The following is a 13,451-nucleotide window of genomic DNA, read 5'->3' as shown; positions in this document are numbered from 1 at the left end:
ACCATGTAGGGGCTTTTATTTTTTTATCATCCTAACCAGATTTTGGCATAAATGGGCTTCTCTCTTTTTGTTTCTATCAGATATGATGAGAACTACATTTTTAGTTAAGGATATAAAACGTTTTGTTGTTTTCTCGCATAAGATCAAAGTGGAAGCTGAAATTTTCCTGGAAGCGATTTGCTTTGATTTTGTCGATCTCTGCACTTAGTCTGCTTGTTTCTGTTATTGCCATCGACCGGTGGGTGGTTTTACAAGCCAAAGAGAGCATTTTCACTGAATACGAGCAAATCCCTCAACATGAGGTTGCCGTAGTTCTTGGTACCAGTAAATACATCGGAAAGATCCTCAACACTTACTACACTCATCGCATTAATGCGGCGATTGAGCTTTACAACCAAGGCAAAGTAAAACAGTTTTTATTGAGTGGTGATAACGCCCACCGTTCATACAACGAACCGTGGACAATGAAACGCGACTTACTTAAAGCAGGCGTGCCTGAAGAAGTGATTCACCTTGATTATGCTGGCTTTCGTACCTTAGATTCGATTGTACGAGCAAAAAAAATTTTTGCTTCGGAGCGATTTCTGATTGTGACTCAGCGCTTTCACTGTGAACGCGCACTGTTCATCGCTGATGCTTACAGCATTGATGCGCAGTGTCTCGCGGTAGCAGGGCCGACGGCCAACAAGCAAAAAACATCGATGCGTGTTCGAGAACTGCTAGCCCGTGTGAAAGCGTTTTTAGACCTGTATATTATCAATACGCAGCCTAAGTTCCTTGGCCCTCAAGAACCTATCGTTGCAGTAAAAGAGCCAAATAAAGCAGCTAACGAGCCTCTTCAAGTCCCCGTCGAATAGAGGAATAACGTGGCTCACAAGCCTAGTAACATTTCTATAAAACAAATGGGTAGTTTTCTACCCATTTCCAATTCTCAACATCACACTTTCTAATTTGCTCTACGATTCAGGCAAAACTCTTTTTCGCATTCAAAGTAACATTTCATCAATAAATAACTACAAGTCAGTTACTTTGCCATAAAAAAACCGACAAAAGGCAATGCAAAAGGAGCACTACCCATGACCGCACTCGCTGTGACATTGAAGAATTGGTTCTTCACTCGCAACAGCATGATTTTGAACGCGAATATCCTATTGTTCATTATCTTGCTTAATACCTTACCCTTTGAACCACAAGTAGTAACCGGCCTGAGCATCTTAGTTTTTGTTGCTATTTTGTGGCTAACCGAAGCGATTCACGTCAGCATTACTGCGCTGCTCATACCACTACTTGCGGTATTTTTGGGTGTGTTCAACACTCAAGCCGCACTGAATAACTTTTCCAACTCCATCATTTTTCTATTTTTGGGTGGTTTTGCACTAGCTGCGGCTCTACATAAACAAAAGTTAGATCAAGCTATTGCAGATAAAGTACTATTGCTGGCAAGAGGAAAAATGTCTGTCGCTGTATTCATGCTATTTGGTGTGAGTGCTGGCCTGTCAATGTGGATTTCAAACACCGCCACCGCCGCGATGATGTTACCGCTTGTGCTGGGTGTGATGGCAAAGCTAGACGCCAAGAAAAACCACAACACCTTTTTGTTTGTTCTACTCGGTATCGCTTACAGTGCTTCAATTGGTGGTATTGCAACACTGGTTGGTAGCCCACCAAACGCAATTGCAGCAGCTGAAGTTGGCCTTAGCTTCACTGAATGGATGAAGTTTGGTGTACCTATTTCCCTAGTATTAATGCCAATCGCTATCCTCGTATTGTACACGATGACTAAGCCTGACCTTAGCCACAAGTTTGACCTTGACCATCAACCAGTCGAATGGACAAACGGCAAAATGATTACGTTGGCGATTTTCTTACTGACCGTGACGTTGTGGATATTCAGTAAGCCTATTAACGCTATGCTGGGTGGCTTCGCGAAGTTCGATACTCTTGTAGCTATTGGCGCCATCCTTCTACTTGGTGCTTCTCGCGCCGTCGAGTGGAAAGATATTGAGAAAACAACCGACTGGGGTGTGTTAATCCTATTTGGTGGTGGTATCTGTCTGAGTAACGTCCTAAAAACAACCGGAACAAGCGTATTTTTGGCTCATAGCTTGTCAGGCTTCCTTGAGCAAGCCGGTATTCTCTTAACGATTCTTGCAGTGGTTGCTTTTGTTGTCTTCTTGACTGAGTTTGCGAGTAACACCGCCAGTGCTGCGCTACTTGTCCCTGTATTTGCGACCATTGCAGAAGCCTTGGGTATGTCTCCGGTTATTCTTTCTGCACTGATTGCCGTCGCTGCATCTTGTGCATTTATGTTACCAGTTGCAACACCTCCAAACGCGATTGTGTTCGGTACGGGTCATATCAAGCAAAAAGAAATGATGCGAATTGGTTTCGTATTAAACATTGCCTGTATTGCTGCACTAACGCTTTTCGCTTGGTTGTTCTGGTAAAAATAGCAAGTTCGATTAGCATTACACTGCTGCTCACGGTAATCGTATCGATAACCCAAACTTCCCCCCCTAAGTGGTGTTCAGCAGTTTCCCTCTTGGTGGCCAGTTGGCCACCTTTTTTCTTTCCTTTTAGTGAACCACTATCAGGCTTGCTTCTTTTCGCAAGCAAGTAAACCATAATGAGCTTCCACTCGGTTGCGACCATTGCGCTTCGCCTGATACAACACTTCGTCAGCTCTCGCCATGGTTTCTGAGACGCGTTCATTCTGCATTTGGGCAACGCCAATACTGCAAGTTAATGATTCACCGTGCACCCACAAATGATCCTCCACATTTTTGCGAATCATTTCTGCCTTCTCTAGCGCTTGTTCAATATTGGTATCAGGGCAAAATACGACAAACTCTTCGCCGCCCCAACGAACGAGTCGATCGTCTGAGTAAATAGAAGTCGCTACCACCATGACAAATTCGCGCAATATGTCATCCCCCATTTGGTGCCCAAATTTGTCGTTCACCTTTTTAAACTTATCCAAGTCCAAATAGAGAATACTGAAGGTGTTATGCCCCCAGCGAACCTGACGAGATTGTTGTTCCAGCCAGTGTTGCACAGCATATCGGTTCATCGCGCCCGTCAAAGCATCTCGATGCGCTAACTCTGCAAACTCATAGTTTTGAGCTCGCAAAGTATCATTCACCTTTTCCAAATGACGGTGACGCTTTTGCGCTTTTTCATAAGCCACTCTATTTTTTCGTAACTCATGCAGTGAAAAAGCCAGTCCAAGCGCCATCCAAGAGAGTAATAATGCATACAACAATGTTTCTTGCGCAAGGTAAGCGCCTTCAAACTCAATTTTATCAATCACAATTCTATGTTTACCAAGTGCCGCACCAGACCCAGTTGCAATATCAATACGTGTGATGTTTGAAAATTCAGGTGCAGAGTGCTCAATCGCGACTCCGTTATCTGCTAACCACCAGGTCATCACCTGAAGATTTTTAATCGGAATTTCGACAATATCGATCGAACCCGACGGAGAAAACTGCATGCCATTATATTTAATGGTGTACTCGTCGTCCGGCTTGGAATACTCAGAATTATAATTGCGAAGATACAAACGTAGGTCGTGGCTAGGGTTAGCCCCTATTCCTGCCTCTTCATATCGCACCTTCAATCGAATCGTATGGTAGTTGGAAAGGTCAATACCCTGTGTTGGCGTTGCTGAATCGGTATAAACCGAGATTCCGCAGTAAGGCCAAGCATACGAGCTCTGCTTTAGTTCACAGCTAAGAACTAGGCTTTGCCGATCGTATGTGATATCAGCCTCACTCACACCTCCTTCACTGGCATCTTTAGTTGCATAGATATTGAAATGCTCAGGTGTAATGGTCAGCTTTCGCGTATCGCCAAGCACACTATAAAGGGCAACCAAACTGATAGTGCAAATAGAAAGAGCAAAGATAAAGTTATGGATCCACTTCATGGGCAAGTGACCTGCTGAGATTATATGCAATACGTGAGGTTCAATAATTTCAAAAAATGAAATCAAGGTGATTTATCAAGAAATAAAATCACTTTCTCATTCAATTCTTAGTTTCGACACATAGTAACGGATTTTGAACCGTTATCACGTTTTAAAATTTCTAAAAAGTGCAACTCAACTTCTATTTGCGAAGCATTTCACAGCCATAATTTTTAGAAAATAAAACACGATGCATAATAATTTAGTGCAAGACATTTACTTTAAAGCTCCTGTCAACCCTGCATCTCTTCTCCACTTCAGTATATACTGTGCAAAAACACAATAATGAGTAATGTCATGTCATTAATTGCAACTGGCACGCTAAACAAAATGCGTGCTTCTCTGGACGGTGCCGTCAACTACCGTCTTCCTGTCGGTGAGGAAGAAATCGACTTAACTCCGTTTCTGGGTAAAACGCTCACACTGACTCACACTGGCAATATTTTTTGTTGCTCATGTGGAAAGAAAACGAAAAAGAGTTATTCGCAAGGCCACTGTTTTGTATGCATGAAAAAGCTAGCAAGCTGCGACATGTGTATCATGAAGCCAGAGACCTGCCACTACGATCAAGGGACTTGTCGCGAACCACAATGGGGTGAAGAGAATTGCATGGTGGATCACTTTGTCTACCTGTCCAACACATCCAGCTTAAAAGTTGGTATTACTCGTCATACTCAAATCCCGACTCGTTGGATTGACCAAGGCGCGACTCAGGGCTTGCCAATTTTTAAAGTAAAAACTCGCCATATCTCCGGTTTAATTGAAGTTGAACTGGCGAAACATATCGCAGACAAGACCAATTGGCGCACACTGCTTAAAGGTGACGGTGAACCTATGGCATTGCAGGACCGTTTTGCTGAGCTATTGCCTTTAGTCGAAGAGAAAATTGCCGAGATAAAACAGCAATTCGGCGAAGATGCCATTGAAGTATTAAACGAAAGCATTACCGACCTTAGCTACCCGGTACAACAGCACCCAACGAAGATCACTTCGCATAACTTCGATAAAAACCCGGTTGTTACTGGCACTTTGCAAGGCATTAAAGGTCAATACCTCATCTTTGATACTGGCGTTATTAATGTAAGAAAATTCACTTCCTATGAAGTTGAAGTTAGTGAGTAATCGCTTGTAAAACGCGTTGATTCAAATAAAAACGAAAAAAGCTCGAGTTTGACTCGAGCTTTTGTTTTTCTATTAGGAAGAAATCGTTAGTTATGCGTCAAGGATGCTTTCTAGCACATCGAATAACATATCGACTTCTTCTATTGTATTGTAATGCATACAACCAATTCGCACTACACCACCCGATTCTTCTAAACCAAGTTGACGAACTAAGCCCAACGCATAAAAGTGACCATTCCATACACAAATGTTATGTTCACCCAGTGTTTTCGCGATGAACTCTGGAGAATATCGGTCAAACGTTAGCGCAAAAGTTGGCGTGCGGAGTTGGCTATCTTCCTTTGCGATACCGAATAGATTGACACCATCTAATGCATTCAAACGCTGTAAGAAACGCTCACTCAAGCGCTGCTCATGTTGTTCATACAGTTGGTAGCTTTGCTCCAACCGTTGGCGAAGAGGTAAACCGACTTCACCAAATTGAGCCAGATACTCAACCGCAGAAACGACACCAGCAAGACCTTCAAAACTTTGCGTTCCTGTTTCAAATCGACCAGGGCCTATATTAGTGGCAGGCTCGACTTTGTAAGGGCGAATACTGTGGAGCCACTGATCGGCTATGTAAGCAATACCAACGTGCGGTCCGAAAAACTTGTAAGCTGAGCAAGCTAAAAAGTCACAACCTAACGCTTGAACATCAACCAAATGATGAGGCGCATAATGGACGGCATCCACATAAACTTGTGCCCCAACATTGTGCGCCATGCTGACTACTTGCTGTACATCCACAATAGAACCCGTCGTGTTCGATGCATAAGTCACAGCGACAAGGCGCGTTTTATCAGAAAGAAGGCGGCTTAAATGCTCCATATCCAGCGTACAATCTTCTTCGTTGATACGAACTTGATGAACCGTAACGCCTTTATCTTCTGCCGCTTGCTGCCAGCTGGATACATTTGAATAGTGATCCAAAGCGGAAACAATGATCTCATCTCCTGCTTGCCAATCTCGACTAATCGCGCGACTAAGCTGAAAGGTTAGTGAGGTCATATTGGCACCGAAGACAATATTGCCAGATGAAGGGGCATTAAGTAGCGCCTGAGCCGACTCACGCGCATTTTGCATTACGTCAACGGTCACTTGGCTAGAAAAATAATGCCCGCCTAAGTTAGCGTTGAAACGACCTAAATACCCAACCATGCTGTCTAGTACTGGTTGAGGCACTTGTGAGCCACCTGGACCATCAAAAAACGTCACGGGCTTGTCGTTGTGGTATTGAGCCAACGCCGGAAATTGCTCTCTGATCTGATTAAGATTGAAGTTCATTACGCTTATCCGTAGCAGTGAGTACAAATACATCCATATGGCCCGCTTCGTCATCAATAACAGAGCGGATTGGGCACGCGTTATGCCACAGCTTGCTATCAGCCAAGATTGCGACCTCTCCGGTTTCTAGCACTTTACGGAAAAATGGGGCTTGGTTATGGCTGCTGTACAGCATGATGTCGCCACCGATGATGTTATGGCGTCCCACACCAACCATTGCAATGTGATCAAAACCGTCTTGGTGCACACCTTCAGGTGCTACTTGGGTTTCTTCTTCCAGTGCCCTGATACGGATTTGGTGAATTTCTATTTCTTGACCGTTTGGCAGATGATTCGCATTGACAAACAATTCACACATTTCTCGAAATCCATCGCTGGTAAGAATATCCTTCTCAATTGGCTCGAATTGTCTTACAACATCACCTTGAAATCGGTTGATATCAGAGGATTGAACAAAGCTATTTTTATTTAAGTCGATGACTTTGCCGTTATCAAAACCAACCACAGAATAACGTCGTAGTCGATACTGACCATCTGCATGTTCGGTACGAGGCAGTTCTTCAAACGATGGGGAAAGCTGCTCAATTGCTGCCATGCTGAGCTGTGTTAAATGTAGAGTATTCTCACGTGAATGTAACATCATTTGCTCCTTTAATGAGGCACATTAATTAACATTTAATTTACACACTAGGTTACGCAAATATTCTGCAATTACCAGCTTTTAACGTTGATAGCTTCAACAAAACGACGAAAACAACATAACAAACCAAACCAAACCACAAAAACAGAGCCATGTTTCAGTTTTACGCTTTGACAATATTTGAAACTAGACTTCTCTACTACGAATAGAATTTTATGCTAGAAGTCAACGTTCTCAATCAATATTTAGTGGGTTCTAATCTATAACCAATTATTCGATCACAATCGTTGTTTATGCTTTTAAAGCACTAAGAATTTCCATACAATCGAGGGAAATGTTACGCCCTTTTTGGAGCCATAATGAGCGACGTAAAACACTGTAAATTATTAATTCTTGGTTCTGGTCCTGCAGGATACACAGCTGCCGTCTACGCAGCGCGTGCAAACTTAAACCCTGTGCTTGTGACGGGAATGCAACAAGGTGGTCAGCTAACCACCACAACTGAAGTTGAAAACTGGCCAGGCGATGCTGAGGGACTGACAGGTCCTGCATTGATGGATCGCATGAAAGAGCACGCCGAGCGTTTCGAAACTGAGATCGTGTTTGATCACATCAACGAAGTAGAACTATCACAACGCCCATTTCGTTTAAAAGGCGATTCTGGCGAGTACACATGTGACGCATTGATTATTTCTACAGGTGCATCAGCAAAATACCTTGGCCTTGAGTCTGAAGAAGCATTTAAAGGTCGCGGCGTTTCTGCTTGTGCAACCTGTGACGGTTTCTTCTACCGTAATCAGAAAGTTGCAGTTGTGGGCGGTGGTAACACTGCTGTTGAGGAAGCGCTATACCTATCTAACATTGCGTCAGAAGTTCACCTGATCCACCGCCGCGATTCATTCCGCGCAGAGAAGATCCTTGTGAAACGTCTGATGGATAAAGTTGAAAGCGGTAATATCGTTCTTCATACCGATCGCACTCTCGATGAAGTACTGGGTGACGATATGGGCGTAACGGGCGTCCGCATTAAAGACGTGAACAGCGGTGCGACAGAAGATATCGATGTAATGGGTGCATTCATCGCAATTGGCCACCAGCCAAACACACAAATCTTTGAAGGCCAAGTAGACATGAAAGATGGCTACATCATCGTTCAATCAGGTCTTGAAGGCAACGCAACACAAACTAGTATCGAAGGTGTATTTGCAGCTGGCGACGTAATGGACCACAACTACCGTCAAGCGATCACCTCTGCAGGTACAGGTTGTATGGCTGCATTAGATGCTGAACGTTTCTTAGACTCACTTGGTGACAAATAACTTTTCACATTTGTGTCATATCCTTAAAGCCCAGCGGTATTCCCGCTGGGTTTTCTTTTGTATACTACCGCCTCATTAAAACAATTATCATTAAGCCTTCACGATGGATAAGAAAAAGCAAAGCAGCTTGAATAAGTGGCTGAAGCAACAAAGTAAGTTAGCCAAGCGCTGGCTTATGATTGCGATAGGCCTAGGCGTACTTTCAAGCGTGTTTTTATTGGCTCAAGCAGCCCTGCTCGCCTCCATTCTGCACCAGTTAATCATTGACCAAGTCGACAAAGCCGACCTCATTTGGCATTTTGTTGGGCTCGGTGGCACGGTTATCGGTCGAGCTGCTTGTACCTGGGGTCGAGAGCTTGCCGGTTACCGTTGCGGGGAGCAAATTCGAGTTTATATTCGCCAACTCATTTTAGATAAAGTTCATAAACTTGGGCCAGCTTACATCAAAGGCAAACCTGCTGGCAGTTGGGCAACGCTCATCTTAGAGCAGGTAGAAGATATGCAAGATTTCTTCTCACGCTACTTGCCTCAAATGTCATTATCGGTACTAGTGCCTTTCATCATTTTGGTTGTCGTATTCCCAGTAAACTGGGCAGCAGGCTTGATCTTCCTAGTCACTGCACCACTAGTGCCTATTTTCATGGCACTGGTTGGGATGAAAGCCGCAGAAGCAAACCGTAAAAACTTTAAAGCAATGCAGCGTTTGTCGGGTCACTTTTATGACCGCTTGCAAGCAATGACGACCATTCGCTTATTCGATAGAACAAAATCTGAAACTGAAACTCTTAAGGGTGCTTCGGAAGTCTTTCGTACTCGTACCATGGACGTTCTGAAAATCGCGTTTCTGTCTTCTGCGGTGTTAGAGTTTTTCACTTCTATTTCTATCGCAATTACCGCTGTCTACTTTGGCTTTAGTTATATCGGGGAGCTCGATTTCGGCTACTACGGCGCAGGTGTTACGCTCTTTGCTGGTTTGTTCATTCTGATTCTTGCTCCAGAGTTTTATCAGCCATTACGTGATTTGGGCACGTTCTATCATGCGAAACAGCAAGCGGTTGGCGCAGCAGAAAGCATTGTCGAGTTTCTGGATTTGGAAGTCGATCAAATCAAAGATGGTACCCAAGCGTTAGATAAAAACAGCCCTATCCATATTGAAGCGGACCAGTTAACCATTTTTAGTCTGGAAGGTAAGCAGCTCGCAGGTCCCCTATCCTTCTCTCTTGAAGCCAACAAAAGTACAGCGTTGGTTGGACCAAGTGGCGCAGGTAAAACAAGTTTGGTAAACACAATCCTCGGTTTCATGCCTTATCAAGGTAGCTTAAAAATTAATGGCTGCGAATTGTCGCAAGTGGATCTAGCCACATGGCGAGAGGCAGTAAGCTGGATTGGTCAAAACCCGATGCTATTACACGGTAGCATTCGAGATAACATCACACTAGGTAAGCAAAATATTCAGGATGCAGACGTACATTCTGTGTTGAATGACTCTCACGCTGCTGAATTTGTTGAAATGCATGGGTTGGATTATCCGATATCTGATCGTTCTGGTGGTTTATCTGTCGGCCAAGCGCAGCGTTTAGCACTGGCTCGCGCCATGCTACAAAATGGTCGTTTTTGGTTATTAGATGAACCAACCGCAAGCTTAGATGCTCGCAGTGAAAAACTCGTGATGGAAGGCATTAACAAGTATGCGCATGCCACAACGAATTTGATGATTACTCACCAACTTGCGCCTTTACAAAACGTATCGCAAATTCTTGTTATGCAGGACGGCCAGATTGTTCAACGTGGTGATTACGCCACACTGTCGACAGAAGATGGCTTATTTAAAGACATGTTGGAAGCGAACCTCGCACAACGTGAAACAGACAAGGGGAACTTAGATGCGTGATTTACTCCCTTATCTAAAACTCTATAAAAAACACTGGTTTGGTCTTTCGCTAGGTATGCTACTGGCATTTCTGACCTTAGCGGCGTCTATTGGCTTATTAACGCTATCAGGTTGGTTTATTTCAGCCGCAGCGGTGGCAGGCTTGACGGTTGCTCGTGAGACCTTCAACTACATGTTACCAGGTGCCGGGGTACGCGGCGCTGCAATGGCTCGAACCGCAGGTCGATGGGGAGAACGTGTCGTTAGCCACAATGCAACGTTCAAGCTGCTTACCGATCTACGTATCTTCTTCTTTAAGAAACTTGCACCACTGATTCCGGGTCGTGTTTCTACGATGCGTGATGCCGATCTGCTCAACCGCCTAGTAGCGGACGTAGATGCGATGGATCACGTTTACCTTCGACTTATCAGCCCTGTCGTGATTGGTGTTTTTGGCATATTGAGTTTAACGGCTGTCCTGGCGTTCTTTGATTGGCATCTCGCCCTACTGCTTGGCTCGATTCTTACCGTCATGTTGTTTGTATGGCCAGTACTGTTCTATAAACTGGGTAAAAACAATGGCGAGAATCTCACTCATCATAAAGCGCAATTGCGAGTGGCGACACTGGACTGGCTTCAAGGCTACAGTGAACTGAGTATCTTTGGAGCAGAAGAACGTTATCGTAATCTCATTCTAGAGAAGCAGAAGCAGTTGCTGTCTAACCAATTTGTGAACGCGAATTTAACGGGCATGGCTTCAGGACTGCTTATGCTGGTGAACGGCATTACACTGGTTGTGATGCTTTGGTTTGCTGCAGATGGCGTAGGTGGTCGTGCTCCTGATCCTTGGATTGCGCTGTTTGCGTTTGCAACCATGGCGAGCTTTGAGATTCTGATGCCTATCGCGGGCGCATTCCAGTACCTGGGTCAAACGTTGACTTCTGCTCGTCGTTTAAATGAAGTAATTTTGGCTGAACCTGACGTTGTCTTCCCTGAGCAATCGAAACATAAAGGCACAACGTTAGACATTGAATTCGACAACATTGACTTCACTTACCCTGACGGTCAGCAAAAGGTGCTGAAAGACTTGTCACTCTCACTACCGTTGGGCACTAAAACAGCGATTGTAGGTCAAACAGGTTCAGGTAAATCAACACTGATTCAGCTTCTTTGTCGCTACTGGGATGTAAACCAAGGTGAAGTTCGAATCGGTGGTACAAAACTGCAAGATTGGAGCGAGTCGGACCTGCGAGCAGCAATGACTGTGGTCAGTCAACGCGTAGATGTACTAAACGGGACACTACGTGACAACTTACTCATGGCCGCTCCGGACGCAAGTGATGAGCAACTGTCTACTATTTTACAAAAAGTCGAGCTTGGCGGACTTCTTGAAGAGCCGGGTTTAGACGCTTGGTTAGGCGACGGCGGTCGTCAGTTATCTGGTGGTGAGAAACGCCGAATCGGTATTGCTCGAGCATTGCTACGTGATGCCCCAATCCTACTCTTAGATGAGCCGACTGAAGGCCTCGATAAGCGTACGGAACAAAAAGTGATGGCGCTTTTCAATGAACACTTTGCTAATAAGACAGTAGTATTCATTACACACCGACTGATAGAGTTAGAAAGTATGGATAGCATCTGTTTGATGGAACAAGGTGAGATCATCGAACAAGGCGACCATCCAACGCTACTCGCTCAAAAAGGTCGTTACTACCAGCTATTACAATCTCTATAATTCGATTTTCAGTGACGAGAAGGGCTCATCAAACGATGAGCCCTTTTGTTATTCCTGTATTATTAGTTACCTAATTAAGCACGTATACAGTGCTGATTTACCGACCAGATTTTTTGAGATAAGCCGCCATTTCATCTTCCGGAACCATGCCCCCACCTGTTGCCCAAACAAGATGTGTTGCTTTTTTGAGTTTTTCTTCGTCAAATTTCATTCGAGACTGATAAGCATGGTTATTCGAGACGTGCACTGCCCCAATCATACCGGCTAATGCAGAAGGCTCTAGATTAATACCTTCCAGTTCACTTAACTCACCCAAGTGGTGATACATACGAGCGTCATCAATGGTGTAAAAACCATCAAGTAGCCTTTCCATCGCTCTTCCGACAAATCCCGAGGCACGACCTACTGCCAAACCATCAGCGGCGGTAATGTTATCGATACCCAAATCTTGCACCGAAATATCGTCATGCAAGCCTGTATGTACGCCCAACAGCATGCACGGTGAGTGCGTTGGCTCTGCGAAAATACAGTGGACATGCTCGCCAAATGCTACCTTCAAGCCAAATGCCACCCCACCAGGTCCACCGCCAACACCACAAGGAAGATAAACAAACAATGGATGATGCTCATCAACCACGATTCCCAAGTCATCAAATTGCTGCTTAAGACGCTCACCCGCAACAGAGTAACCTAGAAACAGCGTCCGTGAGTTTTCATCATCGATAAAGAAACAGTTGGGATCTTTTTCTGCCTCTTTACGACCTTGCTCGACAGCAATACCATAATCTTCTTGGTGCTCTACGACATTAACACCATGCGACCGGAGCTTATTTTTCTTCCATTCCCGCGCATCCGCAGACATGTGGACTGAAACTGAAAAACCCAGCTTCGCACTCATGATGCCGATGGACATACCAAGATTGCCGGTTGAGCCAACCGCAATACTGTACTGCTTAAAAAACTGCCGAAACTCATTGCTGAACAATTTTCTGTAATCATCGTTTTCACAGAGCAAGCCGGCTTCAAACGCCAACTTTTCTGCATGAGTGAGCACTTCATAAATACCACCTCTCGCTTTGATCGAACCAGAAATTGGCAAATGACTGTCTTTTTTGAGCATTAAATGGCCCAATATTGGTGTGTCGTATTGCTGCTCCAAACGCACTTTCATATTGGGAATATCCACCACTGGGGACTCAATAATGCCACGCGACGTTTCCGTTTCGGGAAACGCCTTCATCAAATAAGGCGCAAATCGTGTTAGCCGTTCACTCGCCGCTTGAATATCTTTTTCATCTAACCCGACATGAGGTAAGCCTTCCTCCAAGGAACTGATATGGGGGTTGAACCAACAAACCTCTTCAAGATCAATAAGTGCTGCCAAGAGTGGGAACTGCTTAGTCAGCGCTTCAATATTTGCCTTGGTCATTTTACCTTCCTGGAATGATGTGAGTTGAGATAAACAAAAGCGC

10 protein-coding genes are annotated in these 13,451 nt (G+C 44.5%); 6 read left to right on the top strand and 4 right to left on the bottom strand.

Annotated elements, in window-relative coordinates; all coding sequences use genetic code 11:
• The first annotated feature begins 122 nt into the window (after positions 1 to 122).
• Together R7044_RS04850 and R7044_RS04845 are read left to right on the top strand one after the other, a co-directional pair.
• On the top strand, positions 123 to 857 hold the full coding sequence (locus tag R7044_RS04850; RefSeq protein WP_005388862.1) for a vancomycin high temperature exclusion protein: 735 nt from the start codon (positions 123 to 125) through the stop codon (positions 855 to 857).
• A gap of 219 nt (positions 858 to 1,076) precedes the next feature.
• Complete coding sequence (locus R7044_RS04845) at positions 1,077 to 2,447, top strand: SLC13 family permease (RefSeq protein ID WP_213909877.1); 1,371 nt, start codon at positions 1,077 to 1,079, stop codon at positions 2,445 to 2,447.
• A 143-nt stretch (positions 2,448 to 2,590) separates the two neighbouring features.
• On the opposite strand, the gene R7044_RS04840 is transcribed toward R7044_RS04845, so the two are convergent.
• Complete coding sequence (locus tag R7044_RS04840; protein WP_225455383.1) at positions 2,591 to 3,928, bottom strand: GGDEF domain-containing protein; 1,338 nt, start codon at positions 3,926 to 3,928, stop codon at positions 2,591 to 2,593.
• Positions 3,929 to 4,264: 336 nt separating this feature from the next.
• Between R7044_RS04840 and R7044_RS04835 the strand changes: the two genes are divergently transcribed.
• Complete coding sequence (locus R7044_RS04835) at positions 4,265 to 5,089, top strand: DUF2797 domain-containing protein (RefSeq protein ID WP_005377984.1); 825 nt, start codon at positions 4,265 to 4,267, stop codon at positions 5,087 to 5,089.
• A 90-nt stretch (positions 5,090 to 5,179) separates the two neighbouring features.
• On the opposite strand, the gene R7044_RS04830 is transcribed toward R7044_RS04835, so the two are convergent.
• Both R7044_RS04830 and R7044_RS04825 read right to left on the bottom strand, forming a co-directional pair.
• A complete protein-coding gene (locus R7044_RS04830; RefSeq protein WP_005377986.1) occupies positions 5,180 to 6,415 on the bottom strand; it encodes a cysteine desulfurase-like protein in 1,236 nt (411 codons plus the stop codon).
• Entirely contained in the window at positions 6,399 to 7,055 is a 657-nt protein-coding gene (locus tag R7044_RS04825) for a 2OG-Fe dioxygenase family protein (protein WP_005377989.1), read from the bottom strand. Before R7044_RS04825 ends, R7044_RS04830 begins: the two co-directional genes overlap by 17 nt.
• A 359-nt stretch (positions 7,056 to 7,414) precedes the next feature.
• Between R7044_RS04825 and trxB the strand changes: the two genes are divergently transcribed.
• The 3 genes from trxB (at position 7,415) to cydC (ending at position 11,979) form a co-directional block, all read left to right on the top strand.
• On the top strand, positions 7,415 to 8,374 hold the full coding sequence (gene trxB, locus R7044_RS04820) for a thioredoxin-disulfide reductase (protein ID WP_005377991.1): 960 nt from the start codon (positions 7,415 to 7,417) through the stop codon (positions 8,372 to 8,374).
• 103 nt (positions 8,375 to 8,477) lie between these two features.
• Complete coding sequence (gene cydD, locus R7044_RS04815; protein ID WP_225455382.1) at positions 8,478 to 10,265, top strand: heme ABC transporter permease/ATP-binding protein CydD; 1,788 nt, start codon at positions 8,478 to 8,480, stop codon at positions 10,263 to 10,265.
• The gene (gene cydC, locus R7044_RS04810; RefSeq protein ID WP_158156195.1) at positions 10,258 to 11,979 is read left to right on the top strand and encodes a heme ABC transporter ATP-binding protein/permease CydC; all 1,722 of its coding nucleotides are present in this window, start codon (positions 10,258 to 10,260) and stop codon (positions 11,977 to 11,979) included. The genes cydD and cydC overlap by 8 nt, the downstream gene beginning before the upstream one ends.
• Before the next feature lie 97 nt (positions 11,980 to 12,076).
• Here cydC and R7044_RS04805 read toward each other — a convergent pair whose 3' ends face one another.
• Positions 12,077 to 13,408: a D-serine ammonia-lyase gene (locus R7044_RS04805; RefSeq protein WP_225455381.1), complete on the bottom strand. Its 1,332-nt coding sequence runs from the start codon at positions 13,406 to 13,408 to the stop codon at positions 12,077 to 12,079.
• Positions 13,409 to 13,451: the final 43 nt, after the last annotated feature.

This window comes from Vibrio sp. 1402 (assembly GCF_033340275.1).
This window is presented reverse-complemented; position numbering and strand designations above follow the sequence as displayed.

Coding starts and splice junctions, on each gene's coding strand:
- R7044_RS04845 (WP_213909877.1), top strand. CDS start 1,077: ATGACCGCACTCGCTGTGACATTGAAGAATTGGTTCTTCACTCGCAAC.
- R7044_RS04840 (WP_225455383.1), bottom strand. CDS start 3,928: ATGAAGTGGATCCATAACTTTATCTTTGCTCTTTCTATTTGCACTATC.
- R7044_RS04835 (WP_005377984.1), top strand. CDS start 4,265: ATGTCATTAATTGCAACTGGCACGCTAAACAAAATGCGTGCTTCTCTG.
- R7044_RS04830 (WP_005377986.1), bottom strand. CDS start 6,415: ATGAACTTCAATCTTAATCAGATCAGAGAGCAATTTCCGGCGTTGGCT.
- R7044_RS04825 (WP_005377989.1), bottom strand. CDS start 7,055: ATGTTACATTCACGTGAGAATACTCTACATTTAACACAGCTCAGCATG.
- trxB (WP_005377991.1), top strand. CDS start 7,415: ATGAGCGACGTAAAACACTGTAAATTATTAATTCTTGGTTCTGGTCCT.
- cydD (WP_225455382.1), top strand. CDS start 8,478: ATGGATAAGAAAAAGCAAAGCAGCTTGAATAAGTGGCTGAAGCAACAA.
- cydC (WP_158156195.1), top strand. CDS start 10,258: ATGCGTGATTTACTCCCTTATCTAAAACTCTATAAAAAACACTGGTTT.
- R7044_RS04805 (WP_225455381.1), bottom strand. CDS start 13,408: ATGACCAAGGCAAATATTGAAGCGCTGACTAAGCAGTTCCCACTCTTG.